Source organism: Pseudomonas sp. LBUM1644, from assembly GCF_059716195.1.
Genome location: NZ_CP166812.1, coordinates 3,035,016 through 3,052,632, shown reverse-complemented (window position 1 = coordinate 3,052,632; position 17,617 = coordinate 3,035,016). Strand labels below are relative to the sequence as shown.

21 protein-coding genes are annotated in these 17,617 nt (G+C 56.6%); 10 read left to right on the top strand and 11 right to left on the bottom strand.

Annotated features, from left to right (window positions below; translation table 11 throughout):
• Positions 1 to 59 precede the first annotated feature (59 nt).
• The 5 genes from ACA052_RS13745 to rclC form a co-directional block, all read right to left on the bottom strand.
• On the bottom strand, positions 60 to 182 hold the full coding sequence (locus tag ACA052_RS13745; RefSeq protein WP_497650174.1) for a hypothetical protein: 123 nt from the start codon (positions 180 to 182) through the stop codon (positions 60 to 62).
• 92 nt (positions 183 to 274) lie between these two features.
• Positions 275 to 898: a ferric reductase-like transmembrane domain-containing protein gene (locus ACA052_RS13740; RefSeq protein WP_497650173.1), complete on the bottom strand. Its 624-nt coding sequence runs from the start codon at positions 896 to 898 to the stop codon at positions 275 to 277.
• A gap of 42 nt (positions 899 to 940) precedes the next feature.
• Positions 941 to 2,302 carry a glutathione-disulfide reductase gene (gorA, locus tag ACA052_RS13735; RefSeq protein ID WP_497650172.1) on the bottom strand — a complete coding sequence of 454 codons (1,362 nt, stop codon included), beginning with the start codon at positions 2,300 to 2,302 and terminating at the stop codon, positions 941 to 943.
• 46 nt (positions 2,303 to 2,348) lie between these two features.
• A complete protein-coding gene (locus tag ACA052_RS13730) occupies positions 2,349 to 2,582 on the bottom strand; it encodes a hypothetical protein (RefSeq protein WP_497650171.1) in 234 nt (77 codons plus the stop codon).
• Between the two features lie 180 nt (positions 2,583 to 2,762).
• A complete protein-coding gene (gene rclC / locus ACA052_RS13725; protein ID WP_497650170.1) occupies positions 2,763 to 3,338 on the bottom strand; it encodes a reactive chlorine resistance membrane protein RclC in 576 nt (191 codons plus the stop codon).
• Positions 3,339 to 3,524: 186 nt separating this feature from the next.
• Here rclC and ACA052_RS13720 point away from each other — a divergent pair, with 186 nt between their 5' ends.
• The 5 genes from ACA052_RS13720 (at position 3,525) to ACA052_RS13700 (ending at position 8,744) form a co-directional block, all read left to right on the top strand.
• The gene (locus ACA052_RS13720) at positions 3,525 to 4,421 is read left to right on the top strand and encodes an AraC family transcriptional regulator (RefSeq protein WP_497650169.1); all 897 of its coding nucleotides are present in this window, start codon (positions 3,525 to 3,527) and stop codon (positions 4,419 to 4,421) included.
• A 183-nt stretch (positions 4,422 to 4,604) separates the two neighbouring features.
• A complete protein-coding gene (locus ACA052_RS13715) occupies positions 4,605 to 5,387 on the top strand; it encodes a sulfite exporter TauE/SafE family protein (protein ID WP_497650168.1) in 783 nt (260 codons plus the stop codon).
• A 150-nt stretch (positions 5,388 to 5,537) separates the two neighbouring features.
• Positions 5,538 to 6,875, top strand: coding sequence for an OprD family outer membrane porin (locus ACA052_RS13710; RefSeq protein WP_497650167.1), 1,338 nt, complete (start codon positions 5,538 to 5,540; stop codon positions 6,873 to 6,875).
• A 417-nt stretch (positions 6,876 to 7,292) separates the two neighbouring features.
• Positions 7,293 to 8,069 (top strand): alpha/beta fold hydrolase, encoded by a 777-nt coding sequence (locus ACA052_RS13705; RefSeq protein WP_497650166.1) that lies wholly within the window; start codon positions 7,293 to 7,295, stop codon positions 8,067 to 8,069.
• Positions 8,070 to 8,204: 135 nt separating this feature from the next.
• The gene (locus ACA052_RS13700; RefSeq protein WP_497650165.1) at positions 8,205 to 8,744 is read left to right on the top strand and encodes a cytochrome P460 family protein; all 540 of its coding nucleotides are present in this window, start codon (positions 8,205 to 8,207) and stop codon (positions 8,742 to 8,744) included.
• A gap of 80 nt (positions 8,745 to 8,824) precedes the next feature.
• Here the strand turns inward: ACA052_RS13700 and ACA052_RS13695 are convergent, their stop codons facing one another.
• Positions 8,825 to 9,745, bottom strand: coding sequence for a LysR family transcriptional regulator (locus ACA052_RS13695; protein ID WP_497650164.1), 921 nt, complete (start codon positions 9,743 to 9,745; stop codon positions 8,825 to 8,827).
• Between the two features lie 114 nt (positions 9,746 to 9,859).
• Here ACA052_RS13695 and ACA052_RS13690 point away from each other — a divergent pair, with 114 nt between their 5' ends.
• Both ACA052_RS13690 and ACA052_RS13685 read left to right on the top strand, forming a co-directional pair.
• Positions 9,860 to 10,729 (top strand): SDR family oxidoreductase, encoded by an 870-nt coding sequence (locus ACA052_RS13690; RefSeq protein WP_497650163.1) that lies wholly within the window; start codon positions 9,860 to 9,862, stop codon positions 10,727 to 10,729.
• 158 nt (positions 10,730 to 10,887) lie between these two features.
• Positions 10,888 to 11,223: a bestrophin-like domain gene (locus tag ACA052_RS13685; protein WP_497650162.1), complete on the top strand. Its 336-nt coding sequence runs from the start codon at positions 10,888 to 10,890 to the stop codon at positions 11,221 to 11,223.
• 17 nt (positions 11,224 to 11,240) lie between these two features.
• On the opposite strand, the gene ACA052_RS13680 is transcribed toward ACA052_RS13685, so the two are convergent.
• Positions 11,241 to 11,762: a transporter suffix domain-containing protein gene (locus tag ACA052_RS13680; RefSeq protein WP_497650161.1), complete on the bottom strand. Its 522-nt coding sequence runs from the start codon at positions 11,760 to 11,762 to the stop codon at positions 11,241 to 11,243.
• Between the two features lie 121 nt (positions 11,763 to 11,883).
• Here ACA052_RS13680 and ACA052_RS13675 point away from each other — a divergent pair, with 121 nt between their 5' ends.
• From ACA052_RS13675 to ACA052_RS13665, 3 genes are read left to right on the top strand one after another with little or no spacing between them, the layout of a single operon-like run.
• Positions 11,884 to 13,425 carry an efflux transporter outer membrane subunit gene (locus tag ACA052_RS13675; protein WP_497650160.1) on the top strand — a complete coding sequence of 514 codons (1,542 nt, stop codon included), beginning with the start codon at positions 11,884 to 11,886 and terminating at the stop codon, positions 13,423 to 13,425.
• Positions 13,418 to 14,557, top strand: coding sequence for an HlyD family secretion protein (locus ACA052_RS13670; protein ID WP_497650159.1), 1,140 nt, complete (start codon positions 13,418 to 13,420; stop codon positions 14,555 to 14,557). Before ACA052_RS13675 ends, ACA052_RS13670 begins: the two co-directional genes overlap by 8 nt.
• A complete protein-coding gene (locus tag ACA052_RS13665; RefSeq protein ID WP_497650158.1) occupies positions 14,547 to 15,575 on the top strand; it encodes a DUF2955 domain-containing protein in 1,029 nt (342 codons plus the stop codon). The genes ACA052_RS13670 and ACA052_RS13665 overlap by 11 nt, the downstream gene beginning before the upstream one ends.
• Here the strand turns inward: ACA052_RS13665 and ACA052_RS13660 are convergent.
• From ACA052_RS13660 to ACA052_RS13645, 4 genes are read right to left on the bottom strand one after another with little or no spacing between them, the layout of a single operon-like run.
• On the bottom strand, positions 15,560 to 16,015 hold the full coding sequence (locus ACA052_RS13660; RefSeq protein ID WP_497650157.1) for a hypothetical protein: 456 nt from the start codon (positions 16,013 to 16,015) through the stop codon (positions 15,560 to 15,562). The genes ACA052_RS13665 and ACA052_RS13660 overlap by 16 nt on opposite strands.
• A gap of 56 nt (positions 16,016 to 16,071) precedes the next feature.
• Entirely contained in the window at positions 16,072 to 16,428 is a 357-nt protein-coding gene (locus ACA052_RS13655) for a Rieske (2Fe-2S) protein (protein WP_497650156.1), read from the bottom strand.
• A 2-nt stretch (positions 16,429 to 16,430) separates the two neighbouring features.
• Complete coding sequence (locus ACA052_RS13650; RefSeq protein ID WP_497650155.1) at positions 16,431 to 16,742, bottom strand: YciI family protein; 312 nt, start codon at positions 16,740 to 16,742, stop codon at positions 16,431 to 16,433.
• 3 nt (positions 16,743 to 16,745) lie between these two features.
• Positions 16,746 to 17,615 (bottom strand): dioxygenase family protein, encoded by an 870-nt coding sequence (locus ACA052_RS13645; RefSeq protein ID WP_497650154.1) that lies wholly within the window; start codon positions 17,613 to 17,615, stop codon positions 16,746 to 16,748.
• Positions 17,616 to 17,617 lie beyond the last annotated feature (2 nt).

Here is a 17,617-nt window from a genome sequence, read left to right as displayed (position 1 = left end):
ATCGAGCCCCTGGCTTGTTAGCAGTGTTGCGATGCCAGAGGAACCGAGTCTGTAACACATCAAACGAGCTTGTCGGTATACAGGAGCAACGGCGGCATGAAAGCCGCGAGGGAGATCAACGTCAATTTGACGGTGCTGTAACCGACGTTGGTGGTGACGTAAACCCCGGCAAGCCCATTCAATGTAGACCAATCCAATGATGAGTGAACGGAGTGTTCACGACCTTATTTATCGACATACGCACTCCCCTGCTCCGTTCAAACCAAATCGAATTTCAAGCGAAAGCGCGAGGCTGATTTCGTTTGTTCTTCTGTGCGAGCTTACCCACAAGCCGAATGGCAATTGCCGAAAACATCATGCCAAACGGCAATACATACCAAGCGCTCAGGGCGATGCGTTTGAAGTTGGAGTAAGCAAAAACTGCTGCCAGCACCCACATACCGGTGACGTGCAAGGCCTTCCAGGTCTTGCGACCAATCAGACGTGTGGTGGTCTTGAAGGACGTAATTGTCATCAACAGGATAAATAAATAGCCAAGCGTGCCAGGGATGTTGGTGATGGTGCTTCGACCGGGCCAGAATTCAGTGTTCAGTTGACCGTACTTGTAGATCAGGATCGCATGTAACAGGTGAGAGAACGCGAACGCCAGACCCATGAAACGACGTTCGCGAACCAGCGTTTTTGAAAACGGTGACGGTACCAGAGCTGCGAAGGCAGACGCGGTGAACGCCGCGAGAAAAAGAGCAAATGACGTACGCGCCGTGGCGCGGATAGCGCTGCGCAGGCCTTCCACCAAATCTATATTCAACGCGAGGATCAACGCCGTCATCACCAATATCAACAAACACAGCAGACCGAACAGCGACCAGCCTTCGTAACGAGGTAATTGGACTTTCATAGCAATACTCTTGAAAAAACCTATTCGATTGGCCTTCTGCCGTCATCTGCCAGAGACAGGTGTACGCAGGGTCACAAATTCTTCTGCCGAGGTCGGGTGCACACCGATGGTTTCATCGAACAGGCGCTTGGTGGCGCCCGCTTTCAACGCGATGGCCAGCCCCTGGATGATGTCTCCGGCGTCGGGACCCACCATGTGCGCGCCCAAGACCCGATCAGTCACAGCATCCACCACCAGCTTCATCAGCGTCTGCTCGGAGGAATCCGTGAGGGTCAGTTTCATCGGTTTGAATCGGCTCTCGAACACCTCGACTTTGTGGCCATTTTCCAGCGCTTGTTCCTCCGTCAGTCCAACGGTGCCGATGTTGGGCTGGCTGAAGACCGCTGTAGGGATGTGACGGTAGTCCACTGGTCGATATTGCTCTGGTTTGAACAAGCGACGCGCGACCGCCATGCCTTCCGCCGTGGCGACGGGGGTCAGTTGCACTCGACCGATCACATCGCCCAAGGCCAGAATCGATGGCTCGCGGGTTTCGAAGTTGTCGTTGACGTCGATGTAACCCTTGTCATTGAGTTCGACGCGGGTATTTTCCAGTCCCAGATTGTCGAGCATGGGCCGGCGGCCAGTGGCGTAGAAAATGCTGTCGGTCTCCAGTTGACGACCGTCGTTGAGCGTCGCCAGTAGACTGCCGTCCGCCTGTTTGTCGATCTGCACGATATCGGTGTTGAACTGCAACTGCAGACCGCGTTTGGTCAGCTCTTGCACAAGATGCGTACGAACCGATTTATCAAACCCGCGCAGGAACAGATCACCGCGATACAGTAGGCTGGTGTCCGCACCCAGGCCATTGAAGATCCCGGCAAATTCCACGGCGATGTAACCACCGCCGACCACCAGTACACGCTTGGGCAGTTGCTTGAGGAAAAATGCTTCATTCGAGGTGATGGCGTGCTCGCGACCTGGAATATCCGGAATCTGTGGCCAGCCACCGGTGGCAATCAGAATGCGTTCGGCGCTGTAACGTTCGCCGTTGATTTCGACGTGATGGGCATCGGTCAGCCGTGCATGACCTTCGAGCAAGGTCACGCCGCTGTTGACCAGCAATTTGCGGTAAATGCCGTTGAGTCGTTCGATCTCGCGGTCCTTGTTGGAGATCAATTTTTCCCAGTCGAATTGCACCTTGCCGGCGGTCCAGCCAAAGCCCTCGGCCTGTTCGAAGTCGTCGGCAAAATGGGAGCCGTAGACCAGCAGTTTCTTCGGCACACAACCCACATTAACGCATGTACCACCGAGGTAGCGACTCTCGGCAACCGCCACTTTCGCGCCGAATCCTGCGGCAAATCGCGCTGCACGGACTCCGCCGGATCCTGCACCAATCACAAATAAATCAAAGTCGTAGGTCATCTCAGTTCTCTGCAAGGTCGCACAACACACGTGCAGCCAAATATCGTTAAAGGGGATAAAAACGAAGTTTCAGTGCACGCAAAATCGGGGCGCACAGTTTCAGGACCGAAGCCTTGTTCTGATGCGTGCCGGATCTGTGCGTGACAGGAGCCGTTCTGGATTCGCTAGCCAGCGCTCCCATCAATTGGGGCAACAAAAAGCCGCCTTCGTATTCGGTATGGGCCATGGCTGGAGTATCCAGCCAAGGGCTACCGTCGCAGGAATGAGCGACATCAATCATGTGGAGACTCCCTGGATGGACACTGCATTAACCCGAAATGGGTCGATTGCTTCTGGGTTCAGTCTCTCTATCTATGGGCAATAAGAGAACCAGCAGGGATGTCACGACTTAATTGTGCTGAGTGAAATAATCCAGCGAGGTGTTGATCCAGACCTACTGATCAGGTTTGGCATCAGCGTCTTATGCGCGACTTTCCCGCAGCAGGTGACGTGCGGAGTCGGCCATTACGGTAAGAGAGCCGGCCAGCATCAATACGTCTTTAAGTACCAGGCGACCGCCACCGGACAGGTAGGGGAAACCGTGTTGAGCATCGCCCAGAGCACCCACCCAGGCTTCGGGCGTGGTGATCAGAAAACTCAAAGTCACCAGCGGCGTACCGAAGGCCAATGCACCACCGAGCAGACCGGTGCGTCGTGAGATCGGGTTGGACAGCACCAACAAGCCAATCAGTAGTTCGACAACCCCCAGCCCGGTCGAGAATCCGTAAGTGTTATTGCCTGTCTGCCAAGCGCGCTTGTCCGCGTTCAGTTCGCCTTCATGTGTCAGATGAACCTTGTACTCTTGCGGGTGTTCGTAGAAGAACGACATAAACGGGCTGTTGGCGACAAACGGTGTGATGCTATCTGCCTCGTATGGGACGAATTTGAGTGCGCCGATCCACAGGAAAACGATGCCGATTGCCAGTCGCATGAGCGATGCGCCAAAGGTATCCACTTTGCTGAGGAACCGTAACCAGGTAGTAAATGAGGTGAGCATGAGACTTCTCCAGACATTGAATGTGGAGCTAGTCTGCGGGTTTAACAAACGGTGCTTTTGTTCATCATGCTCAAGTTGTTGCTTGATCGTCTCAAGGTGACCTTCACGATTCAATGACGTAAAAAAGCCCCGGTACTTTGCAGTGCCGAAGCTGCGGGAGAACGCGATGATTGCGAAAGACTCAAAATGAATTCAATCGATAAACTCATCAGCTTGGCCAATGTTCGCGGCAGCCTCGATTTGCGCTGCCAGTTCGAGGGGGATTGGGCACGCGAGCATGCGCAGGAGGCCTTGGGCAAAGCGCCCTATCACATCGTTCTGGCCGGAGAGTGCCGGGTAGATTTTGCCGATGGCCAGCGTGTTCCCATGAAGGCCGGGGACATTCTGCTGCTTCCACGAGGCGCGCCGCATGTCATGCACAGCCCAGGCAAAACCGTAACGCCGACCGTGCCGAACGTTAGCGAAGGAGGTGTCGTGCCGATGCACCGTATTGGCGGCGCCAGTCGCGATTTCGACATGCTCTGTGGCGGGTTCCACTTCAATCGCACGTCACTCCTGTTCGCCGCGCTGCCCGAGTATCTGGTCATTCCGCCCACCGCCAGTGGGCAGTTGCCTGCACTGTTGGAGATGCTGCGTGGCGAAGCGGATGGCGACCAGGTCTGCTCCAGATTCATGCTCGACGCGCTATCCCAGGCGTTGTTCACCTTGATCCTGCGAGCGCACCTGGCAAGCGATGGCCAGACCACTGGCTCATTGGCCTTGCTCAGCGATAAACGCCTCGGACGCGCCTGGCAGGCGATGCTGGCCGACCCTGCATTCGAGTGGACCGTTGAAGGGCTGGCGGAAATGGCAAGCATGTCTCGCGCAACTTTTCTGCGTGCCTTTGCACGTGTGGCTGGCGCATCGCCCTGGGTGCTGTTGACTCAGGTCCGCATGGAAATGGCGTTCGATCTGCTGAGTCACTCCCATCTGGGGTTGAGCGATATTGCCGTACAGGTCGGGTACCAGTCGCAGTCGGCCTTCAGCAAGAAATTCAAGGAGTTTTACGGGGCGGCACCGGGAAAACTTCGTCGCGGGATTTAGTTCTCCGGCATCTCCACATCAAAACCTTCGATCAACCTCGCCAACATCCGGACCATTGCAGCAGACGAAATGCTGGATTGTAAAAGCTGGTAATTCCTGACTTTCAAGCCTCCGGGGAAGATGGCCCGTCGACGCGATTACCGTGTCGACTGCCTATATTCACCATGATTTTTGGAGACTACCGTGGAATTTCTGCTCTATCTGGCTCTCGGCGCATGCGCTGGAGTACTGGCGGGACTGTTTGGGGTCGGCGGCGGCCTCATAATCGTCCCGGTCCTCGTGTTCAGCTTCACCCTACAGGGCTTTGACGGGTCGGTGCTGACTCATCTGGCGGTTGGCACTTCGCTGGCAACTATCATCTTTACAACCATCCTGTCTGTCAGAGCCCATCATCGTGCGGGGGCGGTGTATTGGAAGGTATTCGGATGGATGACGGTCGGCATTCTGATCGGTGCCGGGTTGGGATCAGTCACCGCCAGCTTCATCGCCGGTCCGCATTTGCAAAAAATCATTGGCGTTTTTGCCATTGTGGTGTCGATCAAGATGGCTCTGGACTTCAAACCCAAAGTCACCCGTGGCTTGCCTGGCAAACCTGCCCTGACTCTGGCCGGCATGGTGATCGGCTGGGCGTCTGCGATTTTTGGCATTGGCGGTGGTTCCATGACTGTGCCGTTCCTGACGTGGCGCAGCCTGACCATGCAACAGGCGGTGGCGACCTCCTCCGCTTGCGGCTTCCCGACGGCCGTCGTGGGCACGATCAGTTTCATGATGCTTGGATGGCACGATCCATTGCTGCCAGAACACAGCCTCGGTTTTGTCTACTTGCCGGCAGTGATCGGCATTGCACTGACCAGTATGGTCTTCGCCCCGTTCGGAGCGAAGCTGGCACATAGACTGTCACCCAGGATCTTGAAGCTGCTGTTCGCCCTGATGCTGGTGTTGGTGGGAATAGACTTTTTGACGTGATTCGTCTGCTTGTGAGCATGCTCGGCGCTGCCCTATCGTTTGAGCTGCTACGCTTTTCACAATTGCAAAAAACGGTCATCCGTCCCGTGTCATCTTCATAACGACAGAGCGGATCAGTTTTCAATCAGCGCCGACGACTCAGGTGCTTTTATGAAAAGAAAATCTTTGCCCGCTGCGATCATGCTCGCGAGCTTCTCATTCGGGGCCAATGCCGCAGACACCAAAGCGCATGGTTTCTTCGAGGACAGTCAGGCAACTGTCAGTTCACGCACCATGTATTACGCCAATGACAACCACGACGGCGGAGCCGACCAGCGCGAAGCGGCAACCGCGCTCAAGTTCGGGTTCGTATCGGGCTTTACTGAAGGCACAGTCGGCTTTGGCCTCGACGTGTCATCGCTGGTTGCCATTCATTTGGATGGGGGTAAAGGCCATCACCCTGATGCCAACACGTTCTTCCCCAGCGATACCGACGGCTCCGCCTCCCATTCGTGGAGCAGAGCAGGTGCCAATGTCAAAGCACGCTTCTCAAAAAGCGAGATCGCTGTCGGCAATGTGCTCACGCCGAGCCTGCCGATACTTGTTGCCACGGATTCGCGGCTCGTCATTCAGAATTTTGGCGGTGGCATCATTACGTCCAAGGAAATCGACAACCTTACGCTCACCGCCGGCAAAATTGATCAGTCATCCGGTAGAGCTACTAGCAACCCTACCGGGCTGGCAGTTGCAGGCGGCACGAAGGATTCAAACGACTTCCGTTTCGCAGGCGGTGACTGGAAAGTCACCAAGGATCTGATGCTTCAGTACTACTTCGCCAGACTTGAGAACTATTACAAGCAGGATTTCCTTGGCCTGGTTCACGTACTTCCGTTAGGCAATGAGCAGTCATTCAAAACCGATCTGCGCTACTTCGACAGTAGCTCCGACGGAAAAAATGGCGAGGTGGGATACCGTTTCAATAACAACGGAGGTTATGCCAAAACACCTGGAGAAGTGGATAACAAGACCTGGAGTGCCATGTTCACCTACAGCCTTGGAGGTCATGCGTTCATGCTGGGCCACGAAAGTGTCAGCGACGACGGAGGGTTTGTATGGCTCAACCAGGGCAACGTCGTAGACGGCCGGAATCGACCGGAGGGGAATGGAGGTACGGCGTTCTATCTGTTTACCGATGCCATTGTCGGCAACTTTTCCCGTGCCGGTGAGCAAACCAATTTTGGTCAGTACTCCTATGACTTCTCAAAACTGAATGTGCCTGGGCTGAAAGCATCGGTCGCCTACCTCAAAGGCGACAACATCAAAGATGTAAACGGTGGAGGCGATCTATCGGAATGGGAGCGTGACATGAGGGTCGACTACGTCATCCAGGCTGGGCCGTTGAAAGGCTTTGGGACAACCTTGCGTCATGGCACCTATCGTAGTGACAACGCTGCGGTTGCAAACCAGGATCAAACCCGCCTGATTTTCAACTACAGCCATTCTTTGTAGATCCCCACGGCGTTCACAATCTTCATTTCTTGTCTTTCCCATTACTACCTCTTTATCAACATACACGGCCAATATCCAGACCCCACCCAAGCGTTCGCCTGGCGCAAGCCAGTAAGAAGGCAATCGAAATATCGACGCGCAAACCTCAGCCATTTCACACAGTGAAATATTAGATTGTCCTTTTTGGTCGTTCTCACGCATTTGATACAAGCAGACCATGACCCACGCAGTCGATCGATTCGTAGCAGGTAACAGATGTCTGTGCTCGATGACCCGTGGGCTTCTTGATGGCGCAATAAAGGTTCTGAAACGCTCCATAGACGTTGCGCCAACTCCCCACCCATGAAGGCGCAGACGGCTCTGCACCCGTTTCAAATTGATCTGACTGCGTCAATCCTCAATACACAGGAACATTTGATGAAACAGTTATTTGCAGGCCTTGCCCTCGCAGCAACAATGATCGGTTCGACAGCTGCAATGGCCGCTCCGGTCAAACCAACCGTTGTGTTGGTGCACGGCGCCTTCGCCGACTCCAGCAGTTGGAACGGCGTGGTAAAAATTCTGGAAAAGGATGGGTATCCGGTAATCGCGGCTTCCAACCCTCTTCGCTCGCTTAAGGGTGACGCACAGTCGGTAGCTGATGTGTTGGCGAGCATCAAGACTCCAGTTGTCTTGGTCGGGCACTCCTATGGCGGTCCGGTCATCAGTGAAGCTGCCTACGGAAATGCCAATGTCAAAGCCTTGGTCTACGTCGCTGCTATTGCACCCGATGCAGGTGAATCCACCGCAGACCTGGCGGGTCGCTTCCCAGGTAACACACTTGGCCCAACCCTGGCGCCACCGGTTGAATTGGCCGATGGTGGCAAGGACCTCTACATCCAACAGGACAAGTTTCACGATCAGTTCGCTGCGGACGTGTCGAACGCCGACGCCAAGGTGATGGCTGCGACCCAGCGTCCTGTGACCGCAGCCGCGCTCAATGAAAAGTCGAGTGAGCCTGCGTGGAAAACCATTCCTTCATGGTTCGTTTACGGGGAGAAGGACAAAAACATCCCTGCGCAAGCCCAGGTGTTCATGGCTGAACGTGCGCATGCCAAAAAGACCGTCGCGGTCAAAGGCGCGTCCCATGTTGTGATGGTGTCCAATCCGAAGGTTGTTGCCAGCCTGATTGAAACGGCTGCCACTGCCAAATGACGAATGCTCGCAACCGTCATTGGAGCGGTCGCGGCGTTCGTTCGACCAGCATCTGGCCGAAAGGCCGGATGCACTTGCAGACCCTCGACAATGTAGTCGACGACACTGCGTACACTCATCGTTGGAGAATTTGTGATGACTTCACGATTGCTCGTTCTAACCGCGACCGCCAGTTTTCTCTTCGGGCTGGTTTTTTCGATTGCTGCATCCGCTGATTCAACCCCCGGCCCAGCTGCAGAAGGATCTCCAGTTTTTGGCGTGACACTCCCGCCGGGCTACCGGAACTGGCAATTTGTCAGCATTGCTCATGAAGAAGGTGATAAGCCTGACATCCGTGTAATTCTGGGAAATGATGTCGCCATGAAAGCGTTTCGGGATGGAACACTTCCATTTCCAGATGGCACTATCATCGCTCGACTCGCTTATAAATATGAGTCCTCCGCGCAAAACAATGCTGTGTTTGGTCGGGACCAGTCTTTCATCGCGGGGGATCCCACGAACGTCCAGATCGAAGTCAAAGACTCTAAGCGTTACGCCAGTACAGGCGGATGGGGTTACGGGCAGTTTGAAAACGGCAAGCCCAATCCCAGTGAAAAGATCATCAATGGCTGCTTCGCTTGCCATACGAAATTGCCCCCTGCGACGGACCTGATCTTCACGAAGTATTCAGAATAACCGGTCATGCTAAAGCTGGGGCAACCAAAGCTGAATTGCGGCGTGTAGCGGACATGATGCTGGCTCAATTGCTGTAGGCGTCAATCGGCACGGAAGTGTTGGCAGAGCGATTCTTGAAAATGCTCCAACAGAAAATCGATGAACACCCGAGTTTTGGCCGGCAAAGATTTTTTGGAAGAGTAGTAAACCGAGACCACGCCTAGATCTACATACCAATCAGGCAATAATCGAATCAGCTCACCGCGTAGTAACCAAGGCCACGCGCGGTCCAAAGGTAGAAGCGCGACACCTAGCCCCATCACGGCACAGCTGCACAGGGCTTCTGGGTCGTTCATGATGGCCGTTGGTTTTAGGTTGAGGTCGAACCGCCCTTCCCCATGATCACGAAGCGTCCAGTTCAGCAAACGGCCTGAGTGGGTCGAACGCATTACGATGCCATCCACCCCCTGCAACTCGCTGGGCGTAGTGGGTAGCGGCTTGCCTTCCAGCCATGACGGAGCAGCGACAGCCACGAGATGAAGTTTGGCCAGTTCTCGTGCCACGACGCCAGGTGACAATTCCATGCCGCCGCCGATAGCGACATCAAAACCTTCACCTATCAAATCCACGCGACGGATTTCCAAGTGCCAATCAGGCACAACAGCGGGGTAACGCTGTTTGAAGGTCTTGAGCAATGGCAATACATAATCGTAAGCGAAAGACGGTGACAAATTGACCCGCAATCGCCCAGCGGGGATTTCTCGGGCTTCGCCTATCTGGTTGATGGCCCCCTGGATGGTTTCCAGGCCTTCCGCCACTTGTTGGTAAAACAACTCTCCCGCCTCGGTGAGGGTGAGACTTCGCGTGCTGCGGTGGAACAACCGCGTACCCAGATTGGCTTCAAGTCGCGCCACATTTTTACTCACCGCAGCAGAGGAAACCCCCATTCGCCGCGCGGCTTCGGAAAAGCTGCTGGCTTCCGCGGCACGGACGAAGGATTCAAGATTACCCAGGGTTTCCATGATCATCTCCAACTTTTGGTTGAAGCTGATTCTACCTATTGAAGACTAATTAATCCTTGATGCTTTGGTCATGATGGGCTTCCTCCTGATATCAAGATTGGAAAGCAAAACATCATGGCAAAAATTCTCGTTACTGGCGCGACAGGCAGATTGGGCAATGCTGTCTTGCGTTCACTTGTGCAAAAAATCCCGGCATCAGATGTTGTGGCAATGGCACGTGATATTGAAAAGGCTGAGCCTCTGGCTGCATTAGGTATTGAAGTGCGTCACGGGGATTACACCGATTACGATTCGATGGTGGCGGCATTCGAAGGCGTAGAAAAAATCTACTTGGTGTCAGCCGTAGCGTTCAGTGATCGTCTTGCCCAGCATAAAAACGTGATCGTTGCTGCCGGCCGGGCGGGTGTTCGCCATGTGGTTTACACCAGTATTCAACGGATCGATGATGAGCTGGCACCTATTGAAGGCGTGACGCAGAGCGATATCGCTACCGAGCGACTGCTTGAAAAGTCGGGCCTCACGTACACGATTATTCAACATCCGCTATACGCTAACGATTTGCCCTTACTCATCGGTGCCAATGCGGCAAAAGAAGGCTTCAGCGCCCCAACAGGTCAAGGTCGAGCCAGCTTCGCCACTTTTGCCGAGCTGGCAGAGGCCGGTGCTGAACTGTTAACCCAAACAGGGTATGAAAACCGCACTTGCCTGCTGAATGCGGGACAAACGTGGTCATTCCAGGACATCGCTGACGGGTTGGCTAGACTGACGGGCAAGCCGGTTGATTACCAACCCATTTCCGTTCAAGCCTTCATCGCCGCTCGGGAGGCTGACGGCTGGCCAACCTCGGTCGCGAAATTCCTCAGCGGCTGGGGTAATGCCATCGATAAAGGCGCTTTCGACCAGAGCAGTCGTACGCTTGAAAAACTGTTGGGACGCAAGCCGAAAGATCTTGAAGGCATTCTACGGGTGGCGTTCTCTCTATAAATAATCGTTTTTCCCCTCCACTGCGAAGCATGAGTACACGGCTATTGTGATTACCTGTGTGCTTCCCCGAAGGAAACGGCTTAGGCTAGGATTCACTGCATCAAGGTGTAATTGCTTGACGCCGTACGCATTCAAACCGCTGACTTCGAAGGCAGCACATGGATTCTATTTGGGTAGCGCTAGCCATCTTCAGCTGGTTGCTATCAGCATCGCTGGTGATGATGCATCTGTATCCCAAACTGGCGGCCCGGCACAGAGACGAAGACACCAATACCGTGGTTCGTCTGGTGGCCAATATGTATATGCCGAAGAGGGCCAGTTTTGGATACCGGGCGCCGAAAAATCCGATGGTCGTGGGAATGTTCACCGTATCGGCCTTACTCATAGCCGCCTCCGTTTATCTTGTGCTGGACATGAATGTTCCGTTTCACGGCCCGATACAAGTTTCAGATGCACCCATGCGCAGGGCGCTTGCAGAGATGCAGTTGGAGTAGCCTCCCTATCCGCGAAATCAAACCCTCTCTGAACTCACCCGCGCCGTTCGAATGAACAACGCCCTGACTTTGTCCCAGAAATTTCCACCGAGGACGAAAAAGCTGCCGATCAGCATAACGTCCCCCAACAATTGAAGCTGCCAGAGGTTGGGTCTGACGCCGGGCCAAAAAGTGTCAACGTAGGGTTCAAGGAACGAAGAAATCAACGGCAAACAGAACATGACGATGCCGAGTCTATGGCGCACCGGACCGACTTCGACGTCTGCTGAGGGCGCAAGCCTGGATACGTAGCCGAACATGCTGCGTTTCAACTGCTGGAACCCGGACTTGCCCATGATCCCGATCACAAGGATCAGCAGGACTTTGTTGCTGATAAACAGCACACCGGTCAGCGCCGCAATTCTTGAACCCGGGACTCCCACAGCCATTGCGACAGGCACCAGCAGCCACGATCCCAAGATCAGGCAGATAATCGCCAGGCCTAGCTTGAAGCGCCAACCAGCTGAATGGGGTGCAACATTAGCCTGAGTCGAGTGCATGATTGTCGTGCCTTTTTTGAACAGTTCGCAGGTGATGGGGGGTGCCAGCAAAAGCTTAGCAGTCAGTGGCTCATTTGGGCGTCTATGCTCCCAGTGACCTCCCTTGACTGGAAAATGCTTAATGCATTCACGTACATCCGGCCAACTCTTGATGCTTGGCGTCGTAGCCCTCAGCGGCTGCGTACGGCTGGGGCCGGATTTCCAGTCGCCGGGTGAAGCCTGGGTCAAGCACTGGGACACCCCTGCCCTTGAGCAAGCCAGCCAACGCGGGATGAATCCGGACCTGCGTAGATGGTGGCTGGTCTTCGCCGATCCAGTGCTCGACCAGTTGATTGCCGATTCGGATGCGCATAACTCCAGCCTCAAGATTGCCGGCCTGCGCGTGATGGAAGCCCGCGCTCAACTCGGCATCGCCCAGGCCGGGCTTTACCCGCAACTGCAGCAGGCCAGCGCTGACAGTTTGTATTTCAACCGCAAGCAATCCGGGGGGGTTAACCCGCAGGACAGTCACTTCTGGCAATACAGTGCGGGGTTCGACGTGGGTTGGGAGCTGGATTTCTGGGGGCGCTTCAGTCGCGCCATCGAGTCGTCCGATGCCAGCTACTTCGCCGCCCAGGCCAATTATGAAGACGTACTGGTGCTACTGCGGGCACAAGTGGCCGACACTTATTTCTCGTTGCGCACCACCGAAGCACGCCTGCGTGTCGCGCGGGAAAATGCCGGCCAGCAGAAGCGCAGCTTCGAGATCACCGAGAAACTCTTCAGCAGTGGCCAGAATGCCGAACTCGACCTGCAACAGGCCAAGACCCAATACCTGGGCACCCTGAGTACCATCCCCAGCCTCGAAGACCAACTCTTGCGCACCCGCAATGCGTTGTCCGTATTGATTGGCCAACCGCCCGGCGCGCTACCGCCCTTGGGCGAGAATGCCGGATTGATCCCGTTGGTCGACCGTGCCGTGCTGCAGGATGTACCCGCCAATCTGCTGCTGCGGCGCCCCGATGTACGCGCCGCCGAACTGAACGTCGCCGCCCAGTCGGCGTTGATCGGCGTGGCGGAAAGTGATTTTTATCCCTCCCTGACATTGCTCGGCAGCATCGTCTGGTCGGCCGACACACTGAACGGCACGTCCAGGAGCCTGGACCTGATTGGCGGCCCGAGCCTGCGCTGGAATGTGTTCGATCACGGTCAGATCAGCAATAACGTGCGGGTGCAGGATGCGCGTTTGCAGCAGCTGATCGAGGCCTACCGCGACAAGGTTCGCCAGGCTGCACGCGAAGCTGACGATGCCGCCAGTGGCCTGATCAAGTCGCTGGAGCGCGAGCGAATCCTGCGTGAGGCCGAAGTGGCTGCCAAGCGTTCTCTCGTTTTGGCCAGCACGCAGTTCCGCGAAGGCTACTCGGACTTCCAGCGAGTGCTGGACGCTCAGCGGGCGCTACTCGATCAACAGGACAACTACCTGATTGCCCGCAGCAATGCAGTGAGCAACGTCATTGCGCTGTACAAGGCCTTGGGCGGTGGTTGGTACAGCGCCCTGCCAAAAGTCGATCCAGCCACCCGCCAGCAAATGGAACATCGCACCGACTGGGGCGACTTGCTGGAAGAGCCCGAAGCTGCGCAACCAGCCTTTCCTATTCCAGACAAGGTACAAAACCATGAGTGACGCCGAGCAGGCTTCCCCCGACGCGCCCTCCTCCGAGCCACCTGCGCCGGCTGCCGACCCTTCGAAAAAAGGCGTCAAGTGGGTTTTGTTGCTGATCTTCCTCAGCCTGGTCTGGTACGTGTTGGCTGACCGTTTCACGCCTTACACCCAACAGGCTCGTGTGGGTGCCTTTGTCATTCCGGTGGCTGCGGAAGTCGCCGGTCGGGTGACCCGCGTCAACGTGCGCAACAACCAGGACGTCAAGGCGGGCGATGTGTTGTTTGAAGTCGACCCACAGCCCTATCAGATCGCCGTTGACCGTGCGCGCGCGGACCTTGAATCGACACGCCGGCAGATCGGTGCCGGAACCGCCGGCATTGCTTCGGCACAAGCCAATTTGCGAGCGGCGCAAGCCAACGAACTCAAGGCGAAGCAGGATAACCAGCGACTGGAAGGCTTGTACCGTGAAGACCGGGGGACCGTTTCCGTGCGCCTGCTGGAAGTGTCTCGGGCCAACCGTGAACAGGCCTCCAGTCAGGTGGCCGCCGCCCGTGCCGAGGTCCAGCGCGCCCGTGAGCAAGAAGGTGGTAGCGACGAAGACAATGCCTCCCTGCGCAGCGCGGCCACGGCGTTGTCAAAAGCCGAACTGGACCTGACCAACACGCAAATACGCGCACGTTCGGCGGGGCTGATCACTGATCTGCGCACCGACGTCGGGCAGTTCGCCGCCGCCGGCAGTCCGCTCATGACCCTGATCGCCATCCATGATGTGTGGATCAGTGCAGACATGACCGAGAACAACCTGGGGTTGGTCGCCGTTGGCACGCCGGTGCGGATCGTGCTCGACGCGTTGCCCGGCGAGGTGTTCGAGGGCCGCGTACGCAGTGTCGGCTATGGCGTCAGTGTCGGTCAGACCACCGCGCCCGGCAGCCTGCCAAGTGTGCAGAACAGTCGTGACTGGCTGCGTCCGGCGCAGCGTTTTCCGGTGATTATCGAGTTTGCCGAGGACGCCAGGAACACGTTGCGCGACAGTCGCGCCATCCGTGCCGGCGGCCAGGCCGAAGTCATGGCCTTTCCCACCCAAGGCAATCCGTTGAACGTCCTCGGCCGAATGTTTCTCGGGTTCATGAGCTGGTTGTCGTATGCCTACTGAGTGCAATCCCCGGGCTCAACGCGCGCTGCGTCTGGCCACTGGCACGGCATTGTGCCTCGCAGTCAGTTTCGGCCTGGCCTTGCCGATCCCGTTTCTCGCGCCGGTACTTTGCCTGTTGCTGCTGGCCACGCTCAACCGCCCGCTGCCGTTCAAGGCCGGCCTGGTGCTCGCATTGGCCGCGATGTTGACCACCGGTGTCGGACTGTTGTTGATCCCGATCCTGCGTTATTACCCCGTCAGCGGCTTGTTACTGATCAGCGTCAGTCTGTTCCTGGCGTTCCGTTTTGGCCTGCGCGGCGGCAACAACCTGATTGTGACGTTTTTAGTGATTGGCCTGACCATGATTTCTTCGGCCGGCATTGCCGATTTCGGCCTGGCGGTGATGGTCATAGGCGCACTGGTCAAAGGGTTGCTCCTCGCTGTCATGGTGGTGGCGCTGAGTCATTGGCTCTTTCCAGAACCTGCCAATGCCCCGTCGCCACCGGCTGCCCCAACCCTCCCAGCCGAACAAGTCGGCCGGGTAGCGCTGCGTGCAACCCTGATCGTCTTACCCACGTTCCTTCTGGCGCTGATCGATCCAGCCAGCTATCTGCCGATCATTCTGAAGGCCGTCACCCTCGGTCAGCAGACGTCGGCTACGACCGCCCGCAACGCCGGTCGTGAACTGGTCGGCTCGACCTTGCTTGGTGGCGTGCTGGCGATTCTGTTCTGGTGTGCGCTCAGCCTGTTCGTGCATCTGTGGATGTTCTTTTTGTGGATGCTGCTGGTCGGTCTGGTGCTGGCGCGCAAGCTGTATGGCCTGAGCCCGACCCGGGTTAGCCCGGGGTTCTGGCTCAACAGCCTGATCACGATGATTATCCTGCTGGGGCAGTCGGTTCAGGACAGTGCGGCGGGCAAGGACGTCTACACCGCTTTTGCGGTGCGCATGGGGTTGTTCATCGTCGTGACGCTGTATGCCTGCCTCATGGTTCATCTGCTCGATCAACGGCAGCAAAGGCAGGTTCAAGGGTTAACCTGATATCCCTTGCCTTGCAGGCAACTGGTATAGGCCGTCGAGCTGGTCGCGGCACTGGTTTTCTGCTGGGCTCGGCGCTCCTGGCGCTGGCGTGCACCACCAACGACCGCGCCCGCCGCCGCGGTGCCTTTGGCCTGGTTCTGGCGATAGTCCTGCTTGGTGTCGTCATCGACACGATCATAAAACTCGTCATGCTGGCGTCCGCGCACCTCGGCCCCCGCCGCACCGGCGGCAGCACCCACGGCGGCCCCCTTCAGCCGTCCACCGGCAGGGGGCGGTGCAGTCGATGCGCTCTGGCTGGCCGCGATGTTGTGGCAATCGGTGATATCCGTCTGGGTTTGTTGCGAACTTTGTCCTTTCATCGGCACCACTGATTCAGCCCAGCCCTGGACACTGAAAACAGACAGCGCAACGCACAGGCTGATAGGCGACAACCTTTTCATGATGACCTCCGGATAAGCAGGGTGCTCACCCTGAATGAGTGTAGATCACCCCTCCTCTATCCGTGATCAGTGTGCCCCTTCACCTCCATCACCAATCGGTCTTCAACCCATCGTACCGGCACGGGCTGCAACTGCGCGCCTTTGCACGGGCCATCGATGCAGTGACCGTCTTCGAAACGAAACATTGCACTGTGATGCGCGCACATCAGGATCTTGCCGCGATAGGTACAGAATTCTTGGGGGCGATAGTCCAGCGGCACCGAGAAATGCGGGCATCGGTTGATGTACACCCACACCTGCTCGCCTTGACGCACCGCAATCAGCCCGGCGGGATGCAGCTGCTGGTGTTCGGGTAGACCGAGCGCGCCGCCATCCGTGATGTCGTCCAATCGGCACAAGGGAATGGTCGTCATGATCAGCCGCGCAATTCCGGGTTGCCAAGGCTCCAGTGCCAAGGGCGAATCTGGATGCTGGCAAACAGTCCGGCCTGGACATAGGGATCGTCCTGGATGAACGCTTCCACCTCCGGCAGGCTGCCCGCCTCGATCACCAGCAAAGTGCCATTCATGGTGGTACTGGCCTCATCAAGGGTCGGACCACCCAGCCGGACAATCACCCGATGCGTTTCGGTCGCGCGCAAGTGCGCTTGATGACTGGGCCGCAAACGCTGACGCAAGGCCAGGGAATCCGGGTGGTCTGTAGCGAATACTGCAAAAAACTGGCCCATGCTTCACTCGGTTTCCATGACAAATTCGTAACACGCCCGCTTGAACGGCACGTCTATTCCCCTGCCGGACAAGTCATCGTGGGTGAACCGGTCCTCATAGATCACCTGCAATGAGTGTTTGACGCCAAACACCGCATCGGAATCCAGGTACGGATCATCGTGATTGAACAGATGCGTCACCAGTTTGCGATAGCCCGGCACATCAATCATGAAATGCAGGTGTGCAGGCCGCCACGGGTGCCGGCTGGCAGCATTGAGCATGCGCCCTACCGGGCCATCGGTGGGTATCGGGTAGCACACCGGGACAATCGTGCGAATCGCAAAACAGCCGTCGGCATCCGTGCGATAACGACCACGCAAGTTGCCGACAGGCTGCTCGGTGTCCTGCCCCGAATACATGCCGTTTTCGGCTGTTTGCCAGACGTCCAGCACAGCGCCGGCCAGGGCATTGCCTTGGGTATCGACCACGCGCCCGCGCACCAGCGCCGCCTCGCCCGGGGTGAAGGCCATGTTTTCGCCGAATTCGCGCTCCGGCATGCCTTCGATATAGAACGGCCCGAACACCGTGGTTTCGGTGGCGTTTGCGCTGTGCCGATGGTTGATCGCATCGACCAGCATCGAAACGCCCAGCGTGTCCGACAGCAGGATGAATTCCTGGCGCACCAGGCCATCGCACTTCTGGCCGGTTTCGGTGAGAAAGCGGATGCCTTCAAACCACTCCTGCTCAGTCAGTTCGACGTCGCTGACAAACGCGTGCAGGTGCCGAACCAGGCTTTGCATGATCTGTTTGTAACGCGCATTGGGTGCGTCGCTGAAACTGTTCACCGCACTCTCGGAGATCAGTTTTTCTGCTGCTTTGTCTTGATCGGTCATTG

Coding starts and splice junctions, on each gene's coding strand:
- gorA (WP_497650172.1), bottom strand. CDS start 2,302: ATGACCTACGACTTTGATTTATTTGTGATTGGTGCAGGATCCGGCGGA.
- ACA052_RS13730 (WP_497650171.1), bottom strand. CDS start 2,582: ATGATTGATGTCGCTCATTCCTGCGACGGTAGCCCTTGGCTGGATACT.
- ACA052_RS13740 (WP_497650173.1), bottom strand. CDS start 898: ATGAAAGTCCAATTACCTCGTTACGAAGGCTGGTCGCTGTTCGGTCTG.
- ACA052_RS13670 (WP_497650159.1), top strand. CDS start 13,418: ATGAGTGACGCCGAGCAGGCTTCCCCCGACGCGCCCTCCTCCGAGCCA.
- ACA052_RS13710 (WP_497650167.1), top strand. CDS start 5,538: ATGAAAAGAAAATCTTTGCCCGCTGCGATCATGCTCGCGAGCTTCTCA.
- ACA052_RS13700 (WP_497650165.1), top strand. CDS start 8,205: ATGACTTCACGATTGCTCGTTCTAACCGCGACCGCCAGTTTTCTCTTC.
- rclC (WP_497650170.1), bottom strand. CDS start 3,338: ATGCTCACCTCATTTACTACCTGGTTACGGTTCCTCAGCAAAGTGGAT.
- ACA052_RS13660 (WP_497650157.1), bottom strand. CDS start 16,015: ATGAAAAGGTTGTCGCCTATCAGCCTGTGCGTTGCGCTGTCTGTTTTC.
- ACA052_RS13705 (WP_497650166.1), top strand. CDS start 7,293: ATGAAACAGTTATTTGCAGGCCTTGCCCTCGCAGCAACAATGATCGGT.
- ACA052_RS13685 (WP_497650162.1), top strand. CDS start 10,888: ATGGATTCTATTTGGGTAGCGCTAGCCATCTTCAGCTGGTTGCTATCA.
- ACA052_RS13665 (WP_497650158.1), top strand. CDS start 14,547: ATGCCTACTGAGTGCAATCCCCGGGCTCAACGCGCGCTGCGTCTGGCC.
- ACA052_RS13680 (WP_497650161.1), bottom strand. CDS start 11,762: ATGCACTCGACTCAGGCTAATGTTGCACCCCATTCAGCTGGTTGGCGC.
- ACA052_RS13720 (WP_497650169.1), top strand. CDS start 3,525: ATGAATTCAATCGATAAACTCATCAGCTTGGCCAATGTTCGCGGCAGC.
- ACA052_RS13690 (WP_497650163.1), top strand. CDS start 9,860: ATGGCAAAAATTCTCGTTACTGGCGCGACAGGCAGATTGGGCAATGCT.
- ACA052_RS13650 (WP_497650155.1), bottom strand. CDS start 16,742: ATGGGCCAGTTTTTTGCAGTATTCGCTACAGACCACCCGGATTCCCTG.
- ACA052_RS13675 (WP_497650160.1), top strand. CDS start 11,884: ATGCATTCACGTACATCCGGCCAACTCTTGATGCTTGGCGTCGTAGCC.
- ACA052_RS13655 (WP_497650156.1), bottom strand. CDS start 16,428: ATGACGACCATTCCCTTGTGCCGATTGGACGACATCACGGATGGCGGC.
- ACA052_RS13645 (WP_497650154.1), bottom strand. CDS start 17,615: ATGACCGATCAAGACAAAGCAGCAGAAAAACTGATCTCCGAGAGTGCG.
- ACA052_RS13695 (WP_497650164.1), bottom strand. CDS start 9,745: ATGGAAACCCTGGGTAATCTTGAATCCTTCGTCCGTGCCGCGGAAGCC.